Origin of the sequence: Brevibacterium senegalense (assembly GCF_000285835.1) — a bacterium.
GTDB lineage: Bacteria > Actinomycetota > Actinomycetes > Actinomycetales > Brevibacteriaceae > Brevibacterium > Brevibacterium senegalense.
Window position 1 is genome coordinate 82,525 of the sequence record NZ_HE978608.1, and the last position, 24,142, is coordinate 106,666.

Annotated in this window: 16 protein-coding genes and 1 pseudogene; 11 read left to right on the forward strand and 6 right to left on the reverse strand. The window is 71.9% G+C overall.

Going from position 1 to position 24,142, the window contains the following annotated elements:
• Positions 1-38 precede the first annotated feature (38 nt).
• From HGBR_RS18135 to moaA, 5 genes are all read right to left on the reverse strand, one after another.
• Positions 39-1,787, reverse strand: a complete 1,749-nt coding sequence (locus HGBR_RS18135; protein ID WP_019159931.1) for an ABC transporter permease — start codon at positions 1,785-1,787, stop codon at positions 39-41.
• The gene (gene modA / locus HGBR_RS13785) at positions 1,787-2,653 is read right to left on the reverse strand and encodes a molybdate ABC transporter substrate-binding protein (protein ID WP_019159932.1); all 867 of its coding nucleotides are present in this window, start codon (positions 2,651-2,653) and stop codon (positions 1,787-1,789) included. Before modA ends, HGBR_RS18135 begins: the two co-directional genes overlap by 1 nt.
• Before the next feature lie 175 nt (positions 2,654-2,828).
• Positions 2,829-4,100: a molybdopterin molybdotransferase MoeA gene (locus tag HGBR_RS13790; RefSeq protein ID WP_019159933.1), complete on the reverse strand. Its 1,272-nt coding sequence runs from the start codon at positions 4,098-4,100 to the stop codon at positions 2,829-2,831.
• Positions 4,097-4,378, reverse strand: a complete 282-nt coding sequence (locus tag HGBR_RS13795) for a MoaD/ThiS family protein (RefSeq protein ID WP_019159934.1) — start codon at positions 4,376-4,378, stop codon at positions 4,097-4,099. Before HGBR_RS13795 ends, HGBR_RS13790 begins: the two co-directional genes overlap by 4 nt.
• A gap of 100 nt (positions 4,379-4,478) precedes the next feature.
• Positions 4,479-5,642, reverse strand: a complete 1,164-nt coding sequence (gene moaA, locus HGBR_RS13800) for a GTP 3',8-cyclase MoaA (RefSeq protein WP_019159935.1) — start codon at positions 5,640-5,642, stop codon at positions 4,479-4,481.
• A 63-nt stretch (positions 5,643-5,705) separates the two neighbouring features.
• Here moaA and HGBR_RS13805 point away from each other — a divergent pair, with 63 nt between their 5' ends.
• The 9 genes from HGBR_RS13805 to HGBR_RS19065 all read left to right on the forward strand — a co-directional run bounded on the left by HGBR_RS13805 (position 5,706) and on the right by HGBR_RS19065 (position 16,839).
• Complete coding sequence (locus HGBR_RS13805; RefSeq protein WP_019159936.1) at positions 5,706-6,857, forward strand: MFS transporter; 1,152 nt, start codon at positions 5,706-5,708, stop codon at positions 6,855-6,857.
• A gap of 74 nt (positions 6,858-6,931) precedes the next feature.
• The gene (locus HGBR_RS13810; RefSeq protein WP_019159937.1) at positions 6,932-8,251 is read left to right on the forward strand and encodes a molybdopterin molybdotransferase MoeA; all 1,320 of its coding nucleotides are present in this window, start codon (positions 6,932-6,934) and stop codon (positions 8,249-8,251) included.
• On the forward strand, positions 8,248-8,790 hold the full coding sequence (moaC, locus tag HGBR_RS13815) for a cyclic pyranopterin monophosphate synthase MoaC (RefSeq protein ID WP_019159938.1): 543 nt from the start codon (positions 8,248-8,250) through the stop codon (positions 8,788-8,790). The genes HGBR_RS13810 and moaC overlap by 4 nt, the downstream gene beginning before the upstream one ends.
• Positions 8,791-10,200: a molybdenum cofactor biosynthesis protein MoaE gene (locus tag HGBR_RS13820; protein ID WP_019159939.1), complete on the forward strand. Its 1,410-nt coding sequence runs from the start codon at positions 8,791-8,793 to the stop codon at positions 10,198-10,200.
• A gap of 13 nt (positions 10,201-10,213) precedes the next feature.
• Entirely contained in the window at positions 10,214-11,458 is a 1,245-nt protein-coding gene (locus HGBR_RS18140) for a ThiF family adenylyltransferase (RefSeq protein WP_019159940.1), read from the forward strand.
• 120 nt (positions 11,459-11,578) lie between these two features.
• Positions 11,579-12,478, forward strand: a complete 900-nt coding sequence (gene fdhD / locus HGBR_RS13830) for a formate dehydrogenase accessory sulfurtransferase FdhD (RefSeq protein WP_019159941.1) — start codon at positions 11,579-11,581, stop codon at positions 12,476-12,478.
• Between the two features lie 137 nt (positions 12,479-12,615).
• Positions 12,616-13,398 (forward strand): SDR family oxidoreductase, encoded by a 783-nt coding sequence (locus HGBR_RS13835; protein WP_026077610.1) that lies wholly within the window; start codon positions 12,616-12,618, stop codon positions 13,396-13,398.
• A 177-nt stretch (positions 13,399-13,575) separates the two neighbouring features.
• Entirely contained in the window at positions 13,576-14,523 is a 948-nt protein-coding gene (locus HGBR_RS13840) for an enoyl-CoA hydratase-related protein (protein WP_019159943.1), read from the forward strand.
• Between the two features lie 639 nt (positions 14,524-15,162).
• The gene (locus HGBR_RS19065; RefSeq protein WP_245533352.1) at positions 15,163-16,839 is read left to right on the forward strand and encodes an HNH endonuclease signature motif containing protein; all 1,677 of its coding nucleotides are present in this window, start codon (positions 15,163-15,165) and stop codon (positions 16,837-16,839) included.
• A gap of 458 nt (positions 16,840-17,297) precedes the next feature.
• On the opposite strand, the gene HGBR_RS13850 is transcribed toward HGBR_RS19065, so the two are convergent.
• Complete coding sequence (locus HGBR_RS13850) at positions 17,298-18,818, reverse strand: L-lactate MFS transporter (protein ID WP_019159945.1); 1,521 nt, start codon at positions 18,816-18,818, stop codon at positions 17,298-17,300.
• Positions 18,819-19,175: 357 nt separating this feature from the next.
• Between HGBR_RS13850 and fdnG the strand changes: the two are divergent.
• A pseudogene (gene fdnG, locus HGBR_RS18150) lies at positions 19,176-22,403 on the forward strand (formate dehydrogenase-N subunit alpha); the annotation flags it as partial.
• Positions 22,404-22,807: 404 nt separating this feature from the next.
• Positions 22,808-24,082 carry a 4Fe-4S dicluster domain-containing protein gene (locus tag HGBR_RS13865; RefSeq protein ID WP_019159948.1) on the forward strand — a complete coding sequence of 425 codons (1,275 nt, stop codon included), beginning with the start codon at positions 22,808-22,810 and terminating at the stop codon, positions 24,080-24,082.
• Positions 24,083-24,142 lie beyond the last annotated feature (60 nt).

The window sequence follows — 24,142 nt, forward strand, 5'->3', positions numbered from 1 at the left end:
CCGTGCAGAAGGGGGTGATGGCGACGTGTGCGCGCCCGTCAGCCGCGCGGCAGCTGCACGACCCGCCCGGCCAAGACCTTCACGTCGTCCGGATCGTGACTGACAAGGAGGCACGTGCGGTCCGCGAGCATCCGCGCCAGCAGCGCCCGGATGGCCGGAGCCGCGTCGACGTCCAGCGCCGCCGTGGGCTCGTCCAGCAGCACGACCTGCGGGTCCGTCGCGAGCGCGCGTGCCAGCGCGACCCGGGCCCGCTGTCCGCCGGACAGTGCGTGCGGCCTCGACCGGGCCAGGTCGCCGATCCCCAGTTCGTCGAGCATCCGCTGCGCCTGCCGGGTCGCCTCCCGGCCGGTGATCCCGGCTGTCCGCAGCCCGAACACGATGTTGCCCACTGCGGTCAGGTGCGGGAACAGCCGCGGATCCTGCAGCAGGAGCGTCACGCCCCGTCGGTGCGGGGGGACGTCGACACCGTCGCCACCCGAGGTCCCGAGGACGGCGGCAAGCCATCGTCCGCGAGGGTGGCCCTCGCCGGTCCGCGTGAGCGTCCGGTCGCCTGCCCGCACGGTCGCGGTGGGCGGCACGAGGAGGCCCGCGACGACGGCCAGAGTCGTCGACTTCCCCGCCCCGTTGGGCCCCACGAGCGCGACGGTCTCGCCGGGGGCGACGGTGAAGGAGACGGAGACGCCCCGCTCGGGCGCGGTGAAGGAGACCTCGAGCTGGGGCACGGGGGAGCGGGGCGCAGACGGCACGGACGCGGGGGTGAGGGGCGGGCCGCGCCGAAGTGCGGGGGGCCGGGGCTCGGCCGGGTCCGAGGCCGTGGTCCCGTCCTCCGGCGGGTCCTGTGCTGATGCACTCGGCTGGAAGGCGCTGGGCGGGGAGGTGCCGGTCGTGGGGGAGCCGGCTGCGGCCTCGGCGGGGGTGGTCCGTCGTGCACGGCTGCCGGGCAGGGAGTGGACGGTCACGACGACGGCCAGCGCGATCGCGACGAGGAGGAGGGAGACGGCCAGCGCGGCGTCCGGGTCCGTCTCGCGGCGCAGGTAGATCTCCAGCGGCAGGGTGCGGGTCGTGCCGGCCAGGGAGCCGGCGAAGGTGAGGGTCGCGCCGAACTCGCCCAGCGCGCGGGCGAAGGACAGGACCGCGGAGGACGCGATCGCCGGCAGCAGCAGGGGCAGGGTGACGGTCGTGAGGATCCGGCCGGGGCGGGCGCCCAGCATCGCGGCGGCGGTCTCGAAGCCGGTGCCGCGGGTGCGGGCAGCGGACTCGACGCCCATGACGACGAACGGCATCGCGACGAACACCTGGGCTGCGACGACCGCGGCGGTCGTGAACGCGATGTCGATGCCGGTCGCGGCCATGGGGGCGGCGAGGATGCCGCGGCGTCCGAAGGTCGCCAGCAGTGCCAGGCCGCCCACCACCGGCGGCAGCACGACGGGCAGGAGGACGAAGGCGCGGACGAGGCGGAGGGGACGGGCCTCGCTGCGGGCGAGGACCATGCCCAGCGGCACACCCAGCAGCACGCAGAGGACGGTCGAGATCGAGGCCGTCGTGAGCGAGAGCCGCAGCGCCGTCAGCGAGTCCGGGGCAGTGATGAGCTCCCAGAAGTCAGGCCACGGCACCCGCCCCAGTAGCCCGCCCACCGGGACGATGACGACGAGCGACCCCAGCACCGCGAACGGCAGCAGGGCGAGCGGGAGACCGGGGCCGCGCTCGCGGGAGACGGGACCGCGGGCGGTGGATCCGCCGGTGGCGGATCCACCGGTGGTGCGCGTGCGGCTCCGGGGCGCGTGCATCAGGGTGCGGCGAACCCGGCGCCGTCGAAGACCGGGCGGGCGTCGTCGGACAGGATGAAGTCGACGAACTCCTGGGCCAGGTCCGCGTGCGGGGTGTCCCGGACGGGGGCGATCGGGTAGAGGTTGACGGCGTCGGCGGACTCGTCGAACTCGATCGCGTCGACGTTCGGGGAGCCCGCGGCGTCCGTGCGGTAGACGAGTCCCGCGTCCGCCTGGCCGTTCGCGACCTTGCCCAGCACGTCTGTGACGGCGGGTTCCTCGCTGATCGGGGTGAGGGTGACGCCGCCGGCCACCTCGACCGCCTCCGTCGCCGCACCGCACGGCACCTGCGGCGCGCAGACGACGACGTCCAGCTCCGCGTCCTGGAGGGACGCGAGGGCCTCGATTCCCTCCGGGTTGCCGGTGGGGACCGCGATGACGAGGGTGTTCGAGACGAAGACCTGCGGATCCGCCGCCAGCGCGTTCGCCCCAACCAGCGTCTCCATCGTGCGCTGATCCGCGGTCGCGATGACGTCTGCGGGTGCGCCCTCCTGGATCTGGGTCACGAGGTCGGAGGACCCTGCGAAGCTCAGCTGCACGTCGACGCCGTCGTGCTGCTGCGCGAAGAGGTCCGCGAGCTCCTCGTACGTGTCCGTCAGCGAGGCCGCGGCGAAAACGGTGAGGGTGGTGGACTCGCCGCCGCCGGAGTCGTCGCTCGCAGCGGAGCCGTCGCTGCTCCCGGTTCCGCCGCAGCCGGCGACGGTCAGGGCGAGGATCCCGGCACCCGTGAGCGCGGCGAGCGAGGTACGCCGCACGGGGGTGCACTTGGCCGACGGACGGCCTGCGGAGGCGTTCCGGGTCAGGCGATTCGGGACGCGTCGCTGCATGGGGATCCTCCTGGATGAGCATGAGGCCTGACGGACCCATTCGGAGACACCGTAGCTGATCGTCCGCAGATGCGGTCTGATGAACTCGATATGAGCGCAGATGCGGTTCACTCACGGAGGTCTGCTCGCAGGTGTCCCCGGGGGCCGCGGCGGGGTGGACCGGTGCGAAGGCCGGTCATTCCTCCAGTGGCAGGAACGGGATGCGCTCGCCGGCCGTGACGGGGTGCGGGGGCAGGACGAGCCACCCCTGCGCGTCCGCCAGTCCCCGCATCATGTGCGCGGCGACGTGCAGGCGCGGGCGCCAGCGGGGCTCGTCACTGTCCTCGGCCGCGCCCGGGCCGTCGTCCCCACCTTCCTGGACCCCACCCTCCGGCGTCGCCGGCACCAGTCGGTCGACCTTCTCACCGTCCAGGTCGACGGCGACGGGGACGGTGAGCGGGGCCTCGGCGGGTCGGCCGGTGAGCCCCCGCAGCAGGGCGGAGCCCACGACGCGCATCGCGGCCATCGCCGCCAGCGGGTTGCCCGGCAGCGCGAGGATCGGGACCGGTGCGCCCGCCCGCTCATCGACCGCGAGCATCGTGGGATGCCCGGGCCGCATCCCCAGCTGGGGGATGACGACGCGCACCCCGGCCGTCGACTCAAGGGTGGCGCGCACGTGGTCGGCGGCCGAACGCGCCGTGCCCCCCGTCGTCACGACCGCATCCGCCTGTGCGGTCAGCCGCGCGAGGGTCTCACGGGTCGTCGCCCGGTCATCGCCGATCCGCTCGACGGCCACGACCTCCTCCCCGCGCCGGGCGAGCGCATGCGGCAGCTGGACCTCGAACGCGTCCCTCACCTGCCCGGGTGCCGGCATCCCGGAGGTGACGACCTCATCGCCCGTCAGCAGCAGGGCGACGGTGCGGGCGCGGCGGACGGGTGTCGCGTCGAACCCGCAGATCGCCGCGAGCGCCACGCGGGCCGGCGTGAGCACGTCGCCGGCCCGGGCCAGCAGGTCACCGGCCTGCGCCTCGCGCCCGGCTGGTCGGATGTGGCGGCCGGGGGTCAGCTCAGTCGCGGGGGCGTCCGCGCGCAGGCGGATGCGGGCGGCCCCGGCTGCCGCCGTCTCTGTGTACTCCTGCCGCACCACGCCCGAGGCCCCGGCCGGCACCCGCCCGCCCGTCACGATCGTGCGCGCCCGGCCGGGCTCCAGGGGGGTCTCGAGCGGTGCGTCCTCGAGGTCCCATGGCGGTTCGCCCGCGACGGCGTACCCGTCCATCGCGGCGGTCGCGACGTGGGGGACCGGCTGGGCGGCGCGCAGATCGGCCGCGAGGATCCGGCCGTGTGACTGCGCGAGGGGGAGGGACTCAGAGCCGGCCACGGCCTCGGCGGTGGTGTGCGACGTCGCGTGCGCGCCCAGCGCGTGGGCCAGGCGCATCGCCTCCGCCCAGCCGGGGTGCGGGGTGTTCATCCGCCGGCGAACGGGGGCAGCACGTCGACGCGCATGCCCGCGTGGACTGCGGGGGCGTCGTCGTCCTGGAGCACGACGCCGTCGACCAGCACGCTCGACCGGTCGAGGACCTGCTGCAGGGCGGGCTCGCCCGCGGGCGGATCCGGGTGGAGGGAGACCAGCAGTGCGACCAGCTGCTCGCGGGAGAGGGCGTCCGTGCGGGGCGGAAGGGCGACGGCCTCGCGCGCCGTGCCGCCGGCGGCCGCCCGCGCGGCTGCGAAGTACCGGACCTCGATCATGTCGCTCATCGGCGCATGCACCTCCCTCTGGGACCAGCCCCTCTGAGACTCGCCACGGGTCTCGCCCTGTCATCGGAGACCCGCCTCGAGACTATCGAGTTCAGCCGCCGATCGCGCTCATCGAGCGCTCCGGCTGCACATAGTCCTCGCTGTCCAGGCCCGGCGCGTCCATGCCGTGGGCGGCCGGCTTGAGCCACATCGCCTGCTGCCACAGGCGGGCGACGGACTCGTCCGACTCCCCGGAGCGCAGTGCGGCGGCCAGATCGAACTCCTCGTGGGAGAAGAGGCACGAGCGCACCCTCCCCTCCGCCGTGATGCGGGTGCGGGTGCAGGCGGAGCAGAACGGCTCCGTGACGGAGGCGATGACGCCCACCGTGCCCAGGTCCCGCGGCGGGGTCGTCCGGGAGGTGATCCGCCAGAGCTCGGCGGGGGCGCCGTCGCGCGGGGCCTGATCCGGTGCCAGGTCCCAGTGCTGCGCCAACCGGGCCCGGACCTCGGCGGCGGTGACCATCCCCTCGCGCGTCCAGCCGTGGTCCCCGTCCAGCGGCATCTGCTCGATGAAGCGCAGGCGCACGCCGCGTGACAGCGCGAACGCCAGCAGGTCCGGGGCCTGGTCGTCGTTGAGGCCGCGCATGAGGACCGCGTTGAGCTTGACCGGGTGCAGACCGGCGGCCCGGGCCGCATCGATGCCGTCCAGCACGTCCGCCAGCCGATCGCGGCGGGCCAGCGTGCGGTAGGTGTCCGGGTCGATCGTGTCGAGGGAGACGTTGATGCGGGTGAGGCCTGCGTCCGCGAGCGTCTGCGCGCGGCGGGTCAGGCCGATCCCGTTCGTCGTGAGCGCGATGGGCAGGTCCGGGTGGTGGGCGCGGACGCCCGCGACGATGTCCTCGAGGTCGGGGCGGATGAGCGGCTCGCCGCCGGTCAGGCGCAGGTCGCGGACGCCGTGGACGGTGACGGCGATGTCGACGAGGCGGACGACCTCGTCCGCGGTGAGGAGGGAGGACTGGGGCATCCAGTCCATGCCCTCGGCCGGCATGCAGTACGTGCACCGCAGATTGCATTTGTCCGTCAGTGAGATCCGCAGGTCCGTGCCGCGCCTGCCGAAGCGGTCGTGGAGGCCCGGTGCGGTGGGTGCGTCACCGGCGCGGTCGTCCAGATGCGCACGGGTCGCGGCCGCGGATCGCGCGCGCAACCGCGCTGCTGCATCTGGGGAATCTCCGTCCGCTGCGCCGCGGACGGTGGGCATCCCGAGGCTCACGTCCATACCCCTCCAGTGTAGTGACAGTGGCAAGGGGAGCGGCGCGGGCGGGCAGGATAGCCTGCGGACATGTCCTCCTCCCGTCCCGGCTCCGTCCTGCGCGAGCCCGGCATGCCGCTGCTGGTGCTCATGACCGCACTGGGCTTCTCCGGTTTCGCGGCGCTCATGCCGGTCGCACCGCTGTGGGCGGTGCACGGCGGTGCCGGGTCCGTGGGCGCGGGGGCGGTCAACGGTGTCCTCATGCTCTTCACCGTCCTCACCCAGATGGTGGTGCCCCGGTCGCTGCGTCGCTTCGGCTGGACGCCGGTGCTGGCGGCCGGGATGCTGCTGCTGGGCGTGCCGTCGGCCTTCTTCGCGCTGAGCGACGCGCTCGCCCCCGTCCTCGTCCTGTCCGCGGTCCGCGGCATGGGCTTCGGCGTGCTGACGGTGTGCGGCAGCGCGCTGGTCGCCGAGCTCGTCGAGCCGGCCCGCCGCGGCCAGGCGATCGGTGTCTACGGACTCGCGATCGCCGCCCCGCAGATCCTCTTCGTCTCCGGCGGTCCCTGGGTGGTCGAGAACCTGGGGTACGGCGTCATCTTCGCGATCGGCGTGCTGCCGGTCGTGGCGACGGTGCCGGCCGTGCTGCTGGGCCGCATGGCCGAGCACGTCCCGGAGGCGAACGAGCCCGCGCCCTACACCGCGCTCCTGCGTCCCATGGCACTCCTGCTGGCGGTCACCCTGGCCGGTGGCGCGCTCATCACCTTCATGGCGCCCATGAGCGACAGCGCGCTGCTGAGCACCGTCGCTCTCCTGCTCCTCACGGCGGCCGCTGCGATCGCCCGCTGGAGGGCCGGCGGACTGGCGGACCGTCACGGCGCGCAGGCCTACATCTGGCCGCTGGTGCTGCTCACCGTCGTGGGGATGGCCGTCGTCGCATGGGCGGTCAGCGACCCGCTGGACACGGTCGCGTGGGCGCTGCTGCTGGGTGCGACGATCGTGGGTATCAGCTACGGCGGGCTGCAGAACCTCACCCTCGTCATCGCGTTCGAGGCGGTCCGCCGGCCGCACTACGGCGCGGCCAGCGCGGTGTGGAACATCGGCTTCGATGCGGGGACCGGGGTGGGCGCGATGGTCATCGGCCTCATCGCTGGCGGCTCCTCCTACACGACCGCCCTGCTGGTGGGCGGCGCGGTCTCGCTGCTGACGGTGCCGCTGGCCTTCGCCCGCCCGAAGCTGCGGTAGCCGCCCGGGAACCGCCGCCGAGGCCGTCCACAGTTCCCAGACCCCGCTCACCGTCCGCCGGTAGAGTCGTCCGCATGACCGCACCCGGTGTTCCGGCCTCGCCGCCCGCCGTCCAGGGGCCGTTCCGCAGCTGGTCGCAGCCGCGCTCGGTCGACCAGCACGTGGACCTCCTCGCCCAGGCGCTCAGCACGCGCGCACTGGGACAGGAGTCCGTGCGCGTGACGGAGGCGCTGCGCCGCGTGCTGGTCGACGACTTCCGCGCACCCACGGACCTGCCGCGCTTCGACGACTCGCAGATGGACGGGTTCGCGCTCGCCTCCGCGGGGACTCCCGGCACCTTCGAGGTCGCGGGTGTGACCGCGGCCGGGCACACGGGGGAGGAAGTGCCCGCCGGCGCGGCCACCGCGATCATGACGGGCGCACCCGTGCCGCCGGGAACGGACGCCGTCGTCCCCGTCGAGGCGACCGACGGGTTCGACGCCGCCTCGATCCGCGTCGACGCCGTGCCATCCGGACAGTTCGTCCGCCACCGCGGCAGCGACATCCGGGAGGGCGACCCCGCCCTGCCGGCGGATGTCCCGCTGACCCCGGCCGCGCTGGGCGTGCTCGCCGCGTTCGGTCTCGTCGAGGTCCCGGTGCGCGCGTGTCCGCGCGCCCTCATCGTGGCCGGAGGCGACGAGGTCGCGGTCCCCGGCGAGACCCTGCGGCCCGGCCAGCTCTACGACGCGAACACCGCCCTGCTGACGGCGGTGCTGCGGTCCGCGGGAGCGGCGGTCGCGGATTCGATCGTCGTGAACGACGACGTCGACGACTTCCGCACCGCCCTGGGGGAACGGATCCGCGCGGTCGACCCGGACCTCGTCGTCACGAGCGGCGGCATCAGCGCGGGCCGCTTCGAGGTCGTCCAGCAGAGCCTGGCCGACAGTGCGGACCTGGACGGGTACACCCCGCACGTGGGGTTCGGCTCCATCGCGATGCAGCCGGGCGGTCCGCAGGGGGCCGGAGTGCTCCGCTGCGACGAGGGGAACTGCGTCCCGATCGTCTGCTTCCCAGGCAATCCGGTCAGCACGTGGATCAGCGCGCACGTGCTGCTGCGCGATGCGATCGCCCGCGCCTGGCGGACGTGCGCACCGGCGCGTCGGATCAGCGCCGCACTCGTCGAGGACGTGACACCCCTGCCCACCCGCACCCAGATCCGGCGGGCCCGCACGGACGTGGGTCTGCAGGCCGACGGCACACTCGACGCCGCCTCCACCCAGCTGCGGACCCACGCGCTGGCCGGCACCAGTTCGCATCTGCTGGCGACCGCCGCGCGTGCGGACTCCCTCATCGTCGTCCCGCCCGGTGATGTACCGCTGCCGGCGGGCACTCCCGTCGAGGTGGTGCTGCTGTGAGCGCCCGCGACCCGTCCGAAACCCGGGATCGCGGGTCGGAGGCCCACGACGACGCCCGCACCGACGGTCGGCTCACCCACGTCCGTGACGACGGTTCCGCCCACATGGTCGATGTGTCCGCCAAGGCCGTGACTTTCCGTGTCGCGATCGCCTCGTCCCGGCTCACGACGACGGCTCGGGTCGTCGACCAGATGCTCGACGGCTCCCTGCCCAAGGGGGATGCGCTGGCGGTCGCGCGCGTCGCGGGCATCATGGCGGCCAAGCGCACGCCGGACCTGGTGCCGCTGTGCCACCCGCTGCCGCTGACCGGGGTGGCGGTGGACCTGAAGCGCGCCGCGGACGATCCGGGGGCGATCGACATCCGGGCACGGGTGAAGACGACCGGGGTGACGGGGGTGGAGATGGAGGCGCTCACGGCGGCCTCCGTCGCCGCGCTCACCCTCTACGACATGGTGAAGGCGCTGGACCGGGAGGCCGTCATCGGCCCCACCCGCGTCGAGCACAAGGCCGGGGGCGCCTCCGGCGACTGGAGCAGATGAGTGGACGAGCAGGAGACGAACGGCCACGGACGGCACGGTCGGGCACCCGAGCACGCACGACAGGTCTCGCGCGGCGCAGGCTCGGTTCCGCACGGGAGCGCGGACGGCCCGGAGCGCACGGGTGGGGCTGATCACGAGGGTCGGCACGCGCGCGTGGGCCCCGCCTCGCGCCAGAGCGCCCGCGACGGCGTGCGCCTGAGCCGTCCCGAATCCGACCGTCGTGCCCGTCGCGCCACGCGCGGCGGCGACCGGTCCCCCACCTTCGGGGCCGGGAGGCGAGCCGTCGTCCTCGTGGTGTCGACCTCGGCAGCGGCCGGTACGGCGGAGGACTCCGCAGGCCCCGTGCTGGTGGGCTGGCTGCAGGAGCGCGGCTACGAGGTCGACGGCGCGCAGATCGTTCCGGACGGGCCAGAAGTGGGCCGTGTGCTCGCCCACCACCTGCACGAACTGCCGGACGCGCAGCGACCGCGCATCCTCGTGACGACCGGTGGCACCGGGATGGCGCCCGATGATGCGACGCCGGAGCAGACCCGCCGGTTCCTCGACAAGGAGGCGACGGGCATCGCGCACGCGCTCGTGGACTTCGGCCTGGCCAAACTGCCCGAGGCCGCGATGAGTCGCGGGACCGCCGGCTCCGCGGGGCGCACGTTCGTCGTGAATCTGCCTGGCTCGGTGGGTGGGGTGAAGGACGGCATCACGGTCCTCGACCCGATCCTCCACCACATCCAGGCGCAGCTGGAGGACGGCCTGGACGGCAGGAGCGCCGCGGACGACGGCGTGCACCCGCCGCGGCCGCAGGTTCAGCAGGAGGAACCCGCTCCCGAGGCCGTGGCTGAGACCGCGGCCGAAGTTGGGCCCCAGCCTGCGGAGGCCAAGGCCGAGGCCGGAGCTGAGACTGAGGCCGAGGCGGGGATCCAGGACGCGGGCTCTGCAACCCCGGCCACGGGGGAACCGGCCGCTGATAGTCAGGCAACCGGGGCCTCGGGCCAGGGAGACTTCTTCGCCCGCCTCACTTCCTCGCCCCTCGACGTGGACGCCGCACAGGCACGCGTCCTCACCCCCGCGATGGGTGCCGTCGCGCTGTTCCGCGGGGTGGTGCGCGACCACGACAGCGGGAAATCCGGCGTCGTGGGGCTCGAGTACACGGCGCATCCGGACGCGGAGCGGATCCTCGGGGAGGTGCTCGCGGAGGCGCACGCGGACTTCCCGGACGTGCGCCTGTGGGCAGAGCACCGCGTGGGCAAGCTGGCGGTGGGGGATGATGCGCTGGTGGTCGTGGCGGGCTCGGCGCATCGGCGCGAGGCGTTCGCCGCCTGCGCAGAGCTGGTCGACCGCATCAAGGCCCGCGTCCCCATCTGGAAGAAGCAGGACTACGCGGACGGAACCCACGACTGGGTGGGGATCGAGTGACGGAGCGGGTCGAGTGACGCAGAGGGTCGCCTCGGAGTCCGCCGGGTCGGATCGCTACGCCCGGCAGACGCAGGTGCCCGGAGTGGGGGAGGCCGGGCAAGCGCGGCTGGCGCAGGCGCGGGTGCTGCTGGTGGGTGCGGGCGGCCTCGGGAGTCCGGCGGGCCTGTATCTGGCCGGCGCCGGGATCGGGACGATTGGGATCGTCGACGACGACCGGGTGGAGCGCAGCAACCTGCACCGGCAGATCGTCCACCGGGCGGACGACGAGGGGCGGCTCAAGGTCGATTCCGCGGCGGACACCCTCCGCGCGCTCAACCCTGAGGTGACCGTCCGGACCCACCCGCTGCGTCTCACGCGGGACACGGTCGTGGACGTCGTGCGGGACTACGACTTCGTCGTCGACGGGGCGGATTCGTTCCCCACGCGGGCGCTCGTGTCCGATGCGTGCACCGTGCTCGACATCCCGCACGTGTGGGCGGCGGTGCTGACGGACGGCGGGCAGCTGAGCGTCTTCCACGCCTCGCGCGGGCCGGTCTACCGCGACCTCATGCCGGTGCTGCCGCCGGCGGGTGCGGTGCCCAGCTGCGCGGTCGCCGGGGTGCTGGGGACGGTGCCCGGAGTGCTGGGCACGGCGATGGCCGGCGAGGTGCTCAAGCTGGTGCTGGGGATCGGTCAGCCCGCGATCGGCCGCGTGCTCGTCTATGACATGCTGACCGCCGAGTGGGAGTCCGTGCCGCTGGCGCGCTCGCCGCGCGTGACCCGGCCGGTCACCGAGGCGGACGTGGGTGCCGACCTGCCCCGCCAGATGAGCATGAGCGACCTGGATCCGGGGGCCGTTGCCGCTGACGGCGGACTCATCATCGACGTCCGGACCCCCGCCGAGGCCGCCGCCGGGATGATCCCGCACGCTCACCACCTGCCGCTGGGCAGGATCGAGGTCGACCCGCAGGGTGCGCTGGCGCAGGTGCGGGAGTGGGCGGAGGAACTGGCGGGGGCCGCCGGGGCGGTGTCGACTGGGCCGGGGTCGGCCGGGACCGTCGACGTCTACCTGCACTGCAAGACCGGGGTGCGCTCGGCGCGGGCGCAGGCGCTGCTCGAAGGAGTGCTGCAGGTGGAGACGCAGGCTGTCGGTGAGGTGGCCTCGGCGGGGAATGCGACCGGTCGTCGTGAGGCCGCCACGACCAGTGTGCCGTTGCGGCTCATCGACCTGGCCGGTGGGTACGAGGCCTGGGTGCGGGACACTGGAGGGGACGCCTGAGTCGGAGGGCCGAGGTCGGGCGACCACGGCCACCCTTGCGGGCGGCGGTAGACCGCCGTCCTCGGGACCTGCGGTGACGGCGGGTGGCGTGTGACGCGGTGGTCGAGGGAAGGTGCGGCGATGCGCAGGACGGTGCGGACGCGGGTGCGGCGGTTCGGTGAGGACGGGCTGCAGGATGCGCGGGCGGATGCGCTGGCGGGGGAGGAGCCCCTGGAGGTGCGGCTGGACGGTGAGCAGTTCACCGTCACGATGCGCACGCCCGGTGACGACGTCGAGCTCATCGCCGGTTTCCTGCTGAGCGAGGGGATCGTGCGCGACTGGGCGCAGATCCGGCGGATCGACTTCGCGGCGGGCATCGACCCGGACGGGACGCGGAACCTCAACGTGGCGCGCGTGTCGCTGGAGCCCGGGACGTGGGATCCGGAGGTGTACCGGGCGCGGCAGGTGTATACGTCCTCGGCGTGCGGGATCTGCGGGACGGCGTCGATCGAGGCGGTGCAGCGGAGCTCGGCCTTCCCGATCCTGCTCGACGCGATGAGCGAGGACGGGCCGGTCGCGGCGCCGCTGGTGCGGTCGCGGGTGCTGCTGGGGCTGCCGGATTCGCTGCGGGAGGAGCAGACGCTGTTCGGCTCGACCGGTGGCGTGCACGCGGCGGGGCTGTTCCGGTTGGTGCGGGAAGAGGGTGCTGGTGAGGGCGGTCCAGAGGCCGGGGTCGCCCGCCGCGCCGTCCTCCTGGCCGTCCGGGAGGACGTGGGGCGGCACAATGCGGTCGACAAGGTGATCGGGTGGGCGCTGCACCAGGGGCTGCTGCCGCTCACCGACACGGTGCTGCAGGTGTCGGGACGCGCCAGCTTCGAGCTGGTGCAGAAGGCATCGATGGCGGGGATCCCGGTGCTGTCAGCGGTGAGCGCGCCGTCGGGGCTCGCGGTCGACCTGGGCCGAGAACAAGGCATCACGGTCGTGGGCTTCAACCGCGGCACTCGCTTCAACGCCTACAGCCACCATGAGCGCATCGTGTAGGACGATCCGCTCGTGGTGGCTGTAGGCGGGTGACGTATCTGTACTAGTCAGGGCACGCCGGGCACACGGCTGAGCAGGGCACACGGGCCCGCGGAAGCGGGCAGTCAGGAACGAACGGGAGCAGAGAGGGAGTCTCCATGGATCTGGGAATTGCAGGGAAGCGGGCTGTGGTCTGCGCGTCCAGCGCCGGCCTCGGGCTGGCCTGCGCGCACTCGCTTGCACAGGCGGGCGCCAGCATCGTCCTGAATGGGCGCACCGAGTCCGCACTGGAAGCCGCCGCGCAGGACATCCGCGACCGCACGGGCGCTGAGGTCCGCACCGTCGCCGGCAGCGTCGCCGACGTGGGCGTCCAGCGCGAGCTCATCGCCGCCGCGGACGACCGCGTCGACATCCTCGTCAACAACAACGGCGGTCCGCCCTTCCGCGACTTCACCGCCGTCGACGACGACGCGATCCGCGACGGGGTCGAGAACAACATGGTCACCCCCATCGCGATGGTCCGCCGCGTGCTGGACGGGATGGTCGAGCGGAAGTTCGGGCGGATCGTCAACATCACCTCGGCCTCGGTGAAGACGCCCATCGCCGGCCTGGACGTGTCCTCCGGCGCGCGGGCCGGCCTCACGGGATTCCTCGCCGGCATCGCCCGCGAGGTCGCCCACGCGAACGTCACCATCAACTTCCTGCTGCCCGGCTCGTTCGACACGGACCGCCTGCAGTCGGGGCAGAAGATCGCCGCCGAGGCCTCGGGCACCCCCGTCGACCAGGTCCGGTCCGCGGCCGCGGACGGCATCCCCGCCCGCCGGTTCGGCCAGCCCGCCGAGTTCGGAGACGCCTGCGCGTTCCTCGCCTCCGCGCAGGCCGGCTACATCACCGGCCAGAGCCTCCTCATCGACGGAGGCGCCTACCGCGGGATCTTGTAAGGGGTTGGGCCGGCAGGTGGCAGTCGGCTGGGACTGGCTGCGGCCTCGGCGGCGGTGTTCCTGTGGTCCGGGGCCGGAACGCTTTCGCGTTCCTAGTGAACGAACGTTAAGTTTGGGCTATGTCCGGCGGTGGCCAGCCGCGGACGCTGCAGCTGACTTTCGACGAGGAGAGTGGACATGACGGCAGACGCAGGGGCGCCGGCGCGCGACTTCCAGACGGTGGACTACGAGGTCTCCGACCGGATCGCGACGATCACGATCGACAATCCGCCCAGCCGCAACGGGTTCAACGGGACGATGCGAGACGATCTCATCGCCGCGGCCCGGCGGGCGGACGAGGACGACGCCGTGCGCGCCGTCATCCTGACCGGACGCGGGAAGTTCTTCTGCCCGGGTGCGGATCTGAGCGGCGGCGGATCGACCTTCGACTTCAAGTCCTCGACGCATGCGGAGGCGGACGGTGACGGCGAGGCCGGCGGTGCCGGTGACACGAGCGGCGGGCGACCCACGGTCGACGGATTCCGCAGGGACGGCGGCGGCCAGGTGGCCCTCGCGTTCGCATCGCTGCGCAAGCCCATCATCAGCGCGATCAACGGCGCGGCCGTGGGAATCGGGGCGACGATGACGCTGCCCACGGACATGCGGATCGCGTCGACGGACGCGCGGTTCGGCTTCGTCTTCGCGCACCGGGGCCTGGTCCCGGAGGCCGCCTCCAGCTGGTTCCTGCCCCGCATCGTCGGCATCACGCAGGCGCTGGACTGGGTGTACACGGGGCGCGTGTTCGACGCGGAGGAGGCGAAGGCGGGCGGGCTGGTCTCGCGGGTCGTGGCGCCGGAGGAGCTGCAGGAGACGGCGCGGGAGATGGCGCTGGCGATCGTGGATCGCGCGTCGGCTGTGTCGCTGGGGGCCAGTCGTCAGCTGCTGTGGAGCATGCTGACGGCGGCGTCGCCGTGGGAGGCCCACCGGCAGGACTCGCGACTCATCTTCGAGCTGGGCCAGCAGGCGGACGCGCGCGAGGGCGTCGAGTCGTTCCTGGAGAAGCGCCCGGCGCAGTTCCCGGCGACCGTGCCTGCGGACTACCCGCACTTCCTGCCGCGGTTCCCGGACAAGGACCGCATCGAGTGACGATGTGCGCGGGCTGACAACGCCGCCAGAGTGAGTCGAAAGGGCTCCTGATCCAGGGTGGATCGGGAGCCCTCTGCTGTGTCTGACGCTGTGCTTGCCGGCTTCGTGGTGTGGGTTCCCGGTGCTCGGTATGGCACGTGAAGGGGTCGGCTTCGTTCGGACTCGACGTTCGATAAAAAGGGGGTTGTATATCGAACGTGAACGAGAGTAGAATCATTATAATATCGAACAGAGTGGTTCGATCGGGCAATATGGGTGTTGGTCATCCGATGGGGGTGTCTCGTGGCAGGCTCGGCTCACGAACAAGGTGCGCAGGACGCGGGGTCGCGTCCGGTGCAGCGTATCCGGACGGTGGACGACGTCCGGTGGGCGATCCGCATGGTCGATCAGGGGCTCTTCGGTGTGGAGTCGGCGCTGGCAGTGGTGCCGGCGGCCGATCGTGGTTCGCAGGATCCCGCAATGTCGACTGGTGCGACTGGCCCGGCTAGTGCGGCTCAAGCGGTCCTCCCACCGAATCCGGCGCTGGGGGCGGGCCCGCAGGAGACGGGTCAGGGCGGCGGGCCGACGGTCGCGGACGGTCAGGAGCCGGAGTTCTGTACTGCGGGTATGTGGCAGCGGTGGAAATCGTCCAGGGAGGATGTGGGCAGGTGGCAGGCCGTCGAGGCTGCACAGCTGGCGGCCTTCGCGTTGGCCCGGTTGTTGAACCGCGACGACGGTGCCGAGAGGTTGGAGCTCTTCCTGGCGTCGCCGGCCGTGCAGGATGGGTCGGGCGCTGCCGCTGATGTCGACATCGCGGAGCTTCTAGAGGAGGACCCGCGCCTCACCTACCGTGCGGGAGAGCTCCTGGACGCGGATGTCCTCATGGTGCTGTCCGCCGGCATGAGCAAGGCGAAGCGCGCTGCGGCGAGGCGCGAGGCGGCGGTCGCGATCGTCTGGTTCCTGGGCTTCTACAACCTCCTCGACTCGATCGCGCGGGGGCGACTGCCGTTCGCCCGGATCGCTCGGCTGGGGTTCCGAGCGGACGATGCGCTGCTGCCGCTCGACCAGGTGCAGGCGCTGGATCGCTACCTCGACGCGTTGAGTCCGGATCTCTCGATGGGTCAGTTCGAGAAGCTGATGCGTCATCGGATCCGCACTCTCGATCCGCTCCCGGCGGACCCGGAGGCGCCGCGACGGAACCGAAAGGTCCAGCTGGAGCGCTGCGACGACGACTCCGGGATTCTCGCCCTGACCGGTCCCATCGACGTCCTCGACGCGCTGTACCAGCGGACACGGGCGACCGCGCGGGCGATCCGTCGCGGTGAGCTGTCGGCTCTGGGGCTCCAGATCGACGGTGAGCCCGTAGCGTCCGGGGCGTTCGACGGGCTGCGACTCGACGAGCGGACCATCTCCCACCTCATGTTCGACCTGCTGGCCGGGTCGCGCCCGCAGACTCAGCTGCGGACCCGGGCGACTGTCGATGACGTCGACGCGACGCTGTTCGACGGTGCGGTCTTTGGCGGCGCTGCCGGCGGCAGTTCCCGCGCCGATGGTGGTCATGGTGTGGGTGGCGAGGGCGGCGGTGAGGTCATCGACGTTCTCTGCCCCACCGATGGTGTGTGGCTGCGGAAGCAGGCCGCGGTCCACGTGACGGTGCCGGCCTCGACGCTCCTGGGTCTCGACGACAGCCCGGGTCGGGTCGCGAACGATGCGACGCTCTCCGCGCAGAAGTGCCGGGAGATCGCCGCGCACGCCACCTCGTGGGTGCGGATCCTCACGGATCCCGTGACCGGTGTCGTCACGGACGACATTGCGCTCACGTACGAGCCCACTGCCGCGATGCGGCGGACCGTCCGCCAGAAGTGGCGGACCTGCACGGCCCCCGGGTGCAGTCACCCCGCGGAGTCCTGCGAGATCGACCATATCCGCAGCTTCTCCCATCTCGACCCGGCAACGGGCGGCCCCACGACCATCGAGAACCTCCACCCGCTGTGCAAGCACCATCACCAGCTCAAGACGGCCGGAGTCATCCGGGTGCGCAAGGTCGCCGCAGACGAGCTGGAGTGGGTCCTGCCCATGGGTGTCGAGACCACGTCGGTGCCTGCACCGATCGGCGACACCCGGGACGTGACGGATCCCCGGGATCTCATCGGCCGCGCACATGAGGCGGACGGGGCGTCGGCTCCTGAAGCGCGCGGCGGGGCAGGAGCGCGCGGCAGGGCGAGTGCGGCGGACAGCACGGAGAGTGAGGCGGACGGCAGGGCGGCGCCGTCCGGACGAGTCAAGGTGGCTCCACCGTTGAGCGCCCTGCCGCAGGATGCGCTTCCGCCTTTCTGAGGTGGAGCGGGTCCCGACCCGACAATGGTCCCTGATTCGATCCGCTGGGGTCCCTCGGCCCGACCCGACAAGGGTCCGTGATTCGACCCGACGGGGTCCCTCGGCCCGACCTGGACCGGTCCGTCACGCCCCGCGAATTCTCTGACTCGTCGTCTGCCGCGGCCGGGGCGAAATTGGGTCTTGCGCACCCAGGTTTCTAAAGATAGGCTGGCCTTACCTGATTGAGAGGGCTTGGCCGACTTCGGTGAGATGTTGACGGGCGAGTGGATCAGGGCCGTACTCCGGCGACCAGAAGGCCGACGTGTCGACAGCCCCCGTGGCTGCGGCCGGTCACCGGAGCATCGATGGAACGGCGCCCGGGATGCAGCTGGAGCCCCCATCAGAGCGAAAGGGCGGCGGAGACTGATGAGGGAGTCTCCGCCGCCCAGTTCTGTGTCAGGGATTCTTCCTGGACGTGCTCAGCCCGCGAAGAGGGCGGCTGCGCGGATCGCCGTCTCGGTGAGGCCGTACAGGAGGCTGGCCACCACGAACACGGTGAGCACGAGGGCCACCGTCTTGTGGACGCCGCCCGCACTGGCGGTGGACTGCTCGCGGGTGCTGGCGGCTTCGGATGCGGCCTTGCGGTCCGCCTCGCGCCGCTGCGACACCATCGCCGGATCCGCGAAGTGCTTCTCCGACACCGGGCGGATGAGGATGTTCGAGATGAGTCCCACCGCCAGGATGCCCGCCATGATGAAGAGCGACAGGCGGTACAGCTCGAAGCCCTCACCGCCGCCGGCGCGCGAGCTCTCCACGATCGAGTTGACGAGCAGCGGACCGGCGACGCCCGCGGCCGACCATGCGGTCAGCAGCCGGCCGTGGATCGCGCCCACCTGGTACACGCCGAACAGGTCCTTGAGGTAGGCGGGCACCGTGGCGAACCCGCCGCCGTAGAACGACAGGATGATGAGCGTCGACACGACGAACAGCGCCAGGGACTGGGAGCCCAGGCTGGCGATGAGCACGTAGAGTCCTGCCCCCACCCCCAGATACACGAGGTAGATGTTCTTGCGGCCGATGTAGTCCGACACCGTCGACCACACGAAGCGGCCACCCATGTTTGTGAGTGACAGCAGGCCCACGTAGCCGCCCGCCGCGACGGCGGTGATGCCGAAGGACGACTGCACCATGGGTGAAGCGCTCTCGAGGATGCCGATGCCCGCCGTCACGTTCGTGAACAGCACGACCCAGAGGAACCAGAACTGCGGCGTCTTGAGCGCCTGGTTGGCGGACACGGACCCGGTCGTCTGCATGGGCTTCGCCGTCGCCTTCTCCGGATCGAATCCCTGGGGCTTCCAGTCCGGATGCGGCAGGCGGATCACGAACGCACCCATCGCGATGACGACGAGGTAGAGGACCGCGAGCGTCAGGAACGTCATCGTGATGCCGTCGGCCAGGTTGTCCGGACCGCCGCCGTAGAAGCTCATGAGGGCGTTCGACGCGGGGCTCGCGATAAGCGCGCCGCCGCCGAAGCCCATGATGGCCAGACCCGTCGCCAGGCCCGGTCGGTCCGGGAACCACTTCATGAGGGTCGACACGGGCGAGATGTAGCCGATGCCCAAGCCGATGCCGCCGATCACCCCGTAGCCCACGTAGACGAGCCACAGCTGGCCGGTGGAGATGCCGATCGTGGAGACGAAGAAGCCCACGACCCAGAAGGTGCCCGCGACGACCATCGACTTCCGCGGACCCGCCCGCTCCACCCAGGTGCCGCCGATCGCGGACGAGATGCCCAGCATCGCGATCGCGAGGGAGAAGATCCACCCGATCGCGACGTCTCCGCCCTCGCCCATGCCGAAGTGTTCGGCCAGCGGATTCTTGAAGACGGAGAACGCGTACGCCTGCCCGATGCTCAGGTGGATCGCGAGGGCCGCCGGCGGAATGAGCCAGCGATTGAACGACACGGGGGCGATGATCGCCTCCCGATCGAGGACGGACATGAGAGCTCCTTCGCTCAGTGATCCCGACGTGCGCCGGACCGGGATGACGTGACCCGCGTGCGGATCAGCCATGGCCGCGTGCAGGTCACCGGGTGACCAGCGCATTTCGGTGACATCTTTCCGTGTGCGGGGCCGCCTGTCGATTATTCGAATCTCGGTGCGTGAAGGTAGGCGGGTGAGCGGCGGATGAGGAAGGGCGCGAGCGGCGGATGAGGAAGGGCGCGAGCGGCGGATAGGGAAAGAGGCAACAGGTGGATCGGGATAGGGGTGACAGGCTGTCGGCGCACAGGATCCCCCGGCGAGCGGTCGAATCTGTCCTCATGACCCTGTCCTGACCTGGGACTTCGCTGGTATCGTGTGGCCATGGCGCGGTTCAGTCTCCTCGAGTGGCCGGTCCTCCGGCAGTTCCGGTCCGGTGATCCCACCGGTCGCGGGTCCTCGGTGACGTCGGCCAAGACGCGCGCCACCACACCGCGCACCTCCACCGCGGACGCCGTCGTCAAGTCCGTCTGCCCGTACTGCGCAGTGGGCTGCGGCCAGAACATCTTCGTCCGCGACAACAAGGTCGTGCAGATCGAGGGCGACCCGGACTCGCCCATCTCACGCGGACGCCTCTGCCCCAAGGGCGCGGCCAGCGAGCAGCTGGTGAACGCACCGTCCCGCGTCACCCAGGTCCTCTACCGCGCCCCGCGCGCCACGGACTGGCAGACCCTCGACCTGGAGACCGCGACGGACATGATCGCGGACCGCTTCCTCGAGGCGCGTCGCAAGCACTGGCAGGACACGGACGAGCACGGCAGCCCGCTGCGCCGCACGATGGGGATCGCCAGCCTGGGCGGTGCCACCATCGACAATGAGGAGAACTACCTCATCAAGAAGCTGTTCACGGCGGCGGGCGCCATCCAGATCGAGAACCAAGCGCGCATTTGACACTCCGCCACGGTTCCCAGTCTGGGATCCTCGTTCGGAAGAGGCGGTGCCACGCAGCCCGTCCAGGACATGGCGAATGCCGACTGCATCGTCATCCAGGGCTCGAACATGGCCGAATGCCACCCGGTGGGCTTCCAGTGGGTCACGGAAGCGCGTCTGCGCGGCGCGAAGGTCATCCACGTCGACCCCCGCTTCACCCGGACGACGGCCAGCGCTGACAAGCACGTCCCCATCCGGGCGGGCTCCGACATCGTGCTCCTGGGCGCGCTCATCCGCAGCGTCCTGGAGCAGGGCCTGCACTTCGACGAGTACGTCCGCCACTACACGAACGCCGCGAACCTCATCAGCCCGAACTACCAGGGGCCCGAGGACCTCGAGGGCCTGTTCTCCGGCTACGACCCGGACACGCACGCCTACGACAACGCGACGTGGCAGTACGAGCTGGACGACGACGGCGAGCCCGTCGTCGACCCCACGCTCACACACCCCCGCAGCGTGTTCCAGATCCTCACGCGCCACTACTCGCGTTACACGCCGGAGCTCGTCGAGTCCGTCTGCGGCATCAAGCCGGAGGACTTCGAGTACCTCCTGCGCTCCGTGACGGAGAACTCCGGCCGGGACCGGACGACGTGCTTCGCCTATGCGGTGGGTTGGACCCAGCACTCGCTGGGCGCGCAGTTCATCCGGACCGCCTCGATCCTCCAGCTGCTGCTGGGCAACATGGGCCGCCCCGGCGGCGGCGTCATGGCGCTGCGCGGGCACGCGACGATCCAGGGCTCCACGGACATCCCCACCCTCTTCAACCTGCTGCCGGGCTACCTGCCCATGCCCCAGGCGGGCGTGCACGACAGGTTCAGCGACTACGTGGCGAGCGTGGGCACCAAGGACACCCAGAAGGGCTTCTGGTCCAACGGCGACGCCTACGCCGTCAGCCTCCTCAAGGCATGGTGGGGCGACGCTGCGACGAAGGACAACGACTTCGCCTACGAGTACCTGCCGCGGATCAACGGGGCCCACGGCACCTATCAGACAGCGGAGCGGATGCTGGCCGACGGCGTCGACGGCTTCTTCATCCTGGGCCAGAACCCTGCGGTGGGTTCCGCGAACGGGCGCATGCAGCGCATGGCGATGAGCCACCTCAAGTGGCTGGTCGTCCGCGACTTCTCGCTCATCGAATCCGCGACCTGGTGGAAGGACGGACCGGAGATCGAGTCCGGCGAGCTCACGACGGAGGAGATCGACACAGAGGTCTTCTTCCTCCCCGCCGCCAACCACACTGAGAAGGCCGGCAGCTTCACTCAGACCCAACGCCTGGTGCAGTGGCGGTTCAAGGCCGTCGACCCGCCGGGCCAGGCGCAGTCCGAACTCGACTTCTTCCACACGCTGGGCCAGAAGATCCGCGCGCGGCTGGCGGACTCGACCGACCCGCGCGACCGTCCGCTCCTGGACCTGACGTGGGACTACCCCGTCGACGAGCACGGTGAGGTCGACGCGACCGCCGTCGTCCGCGAGATCAACGGCTACCACGTGGCCCGGACGGACGAGCAGGAGCAGGACCCGGACCAGTCCGCCGGTGCAGGCCTGGCCGGCACCCCACTCGCGGGCACGTCCGTCGACGGCTTCGGCGAACTGCGCGCAGACGGGTCGACGGCCAGCGGCTGCTGGATCTACGCGGGCGTCTTCGCCGGCGGTGAGAACCGCGCGGCCCGGAAGGTCCCGCGCACCCAGCAGGACGAGACAGCTCTGGACTGGGGCTGGGCGTGGCCGGCGAACCGGCGGATCCTCTACAACCGCGCCTCGGCGGACCCGGACGGCAAGCCGTGGTCGGAGCGGAAGCGCCACGTCTGGTGGGACGCGGACCAGGGCCGCTGGACCGGCCGCGACGTCCCCGACTTCCCGGTGGACCGGTCTCCGGAGGCGACCGGGGCCTCGGCGTACGGCGGCACGGGATCCCTCAACGGCGACGACCCGTTCATCATGCAGCCCGACGGCAAGGGGTGGCTGTTCGCCCCGCAGGGCATGCTCGACGGGCCGCTTCCCACGCACTTCGAGCCCCAGGAGTCGACCGTCCGCAACGCGCTGTACGCGCAGCAGAACAACCCCACCCGCGTGACGATGAAGCGCGAGGACAACCTGTCCGCGCCGGGTCCGGGCACGCCAGGATCGCACGTGTACCCGTACGTGTTCACGACGTACCGCCTGACCGAGCACCACACGGCCGGCGGCATGTCCCGCTGGCTGCCGTACCTGTCCGAGCTGCAGCCGGAGATGTTCTGCGAGGTGTCGCCGGAGCTGGCCGCAGAGGTGGGTCTCGAGCCCTACGGCTGGGCCACGATCGTGTCCCCGCGCGCCGCGATCGAGACGCGCGTGCTCGTCACCCGCCGCATGCGACCGCTGATCGTCGACGGGCAGACCATCCACCAGGTCGGCCTGCCGTACCACTGGGGCGCCGGCGGTGACGGCGCGGTGGTGCAGGGCGACTCCGCGAACGACCTGCTGGGCATCACGATGGACCCCAACGTCTACATCCAGGCCTCGAAGTACGTCGCGGGCGCGATCATGCCCGGCCGTAGGCCCCGCGGGCCGGAGCGCCAGGACCTGGTCGACAAGTTCCGCGCCGAGGCCGGGCTCACCATCGAGTCCGGGAACCGGATGCTGACGGTCCCGGACGACGTCGCCGAGGCCGCACGGGCAGCCGGCCGCCTCACCGAGCCGCCCGGTCCCGAGGACCTCGAGGTGGGGGTGGGCCCCCACGGTCCCGGCTGCGAGTGCGACACGCCGATGGCGCCGGGCGGTGCCGGAGGTGCGGGCGCGAGCGCCGTGGACGACCGCACCGGCCGGGTGGATCTGCGGCCCGGCGGTGCCGAGGCACTGGCCGAGGGCCGCGAGGAGCCGCATGACGGAGGCGGCAGCGGAGGATCGAGCGGGAACGGTAGCGGGGAGACTGAGGCGCCCTCCGACGGTGCTGAAGCCGCAGGTGGGCCCGTGTCTGACACACTGGGGGAGGAATCCCCGGACGCGCACGAGGACGCGCACGAGGACGAGCAGGAGGACGGTCGATGACGACAGAGGTCCGCACCGGCGCGGTACCCGGTACTGACTCGACGTCCGGCACCGGCGCAGCGGTCCGCACGGGCACCGAACTCAGCTCCCGACCCGAGCCCGGGACCGGCTGGTCGCACACCCGCAAGGGGTTCTTCACGGATACGTCGATCTGCATCGGCTGCAAGGCGTGCGAGGTCGCGTGCAAGGAGTGGAACCGCAACCCGCAGGACGGGACGTACGAGCTGCTGGGGTCCTCCTACGACAACACGGGCGGCCTGGGCGCCAACACGTGGCGCCACGTCGCCTTCATCGAGCAGGACAGCGATCGGATCGCGCAGGCTCGGGAGTCCGGTCGCAAGCTGGTGAGCCTGGGCATGCCGACGATCGGCCCTCCCGGTGGGAGGGCCGGTGGACCCGCTGGCGGAGCCGCCGGCGGGGGAGCGGCGGCCGGTGCGCCCGGTGCGGCAGCCGCGCCCTCGCTGCCTGACGGCGGCGGGGTGACCGCAGACCTGCTGGGCGGGCTGCTGGACGGCGGGGCGGCCTCGGGCGCGGGCGGCCCGACCGGAGCGGATCCGTCCGGAGCCGGTCTGCCGGCGGGCGACCTGTCCGGCATCGACACGGCACCGCCGGACACGGACGACTTCCGGTGGCTCATGTCCTCCGACGTGTGCAAGCACTGCACGTACGCGGGCTGCCTGGACGTGTGCCCCACCGGTGCGCTGTTCCGCACCGAGTTCGGCACCGTCGTCGTCCAGAACGACGTGTGCAACGGGTGCGGGACGTGCGTGGCGGGCTGCCCGTTCGGTGTCATCGAGCGCCGCGACGACGGCACGATCAACACGCCCACGGACCGCGAGGACCGTCAGGCCACACAGATGGATGTGCCGGACGCGGGCACCGCGAACAAGTGCACCCTCTGCTACGACCGGCTGGTCGACGGGCAGGAGCCCGCGTGCGCGCAGACGTGCCCCACGACCTCGATCCGGTTCGGGGAGCGGGACGAGATGGTGGCGCGGGCGCAGACGCGCGTGCGGGACCTCCACGAGCGCGGCCTCACGGAGGCGCGGCTCTACGGCGCCAACCCGGACGACGGCGTGGGCGGCACCGGATCCGTGTTCCTCCTGTTGGACGAGCCAGAGGTCTACGGCCTGCCGCCGGACCCGCGCGTCGCGACGAAGGATCTGCCGGGCATGTGGGCCGCCGCCGGTGCGGCCGCGGTGGGCATGCTGGGCGCCGCGGCGGTGGCGTTCCTGGGCGGGGGCTCGTTCCTGGGCGGAGGCCGTCGATGACGACGTCCCCGTACGACGCGTACCGTCCGCCGGACGGCGACCGGCGACGACGCCGAGGCC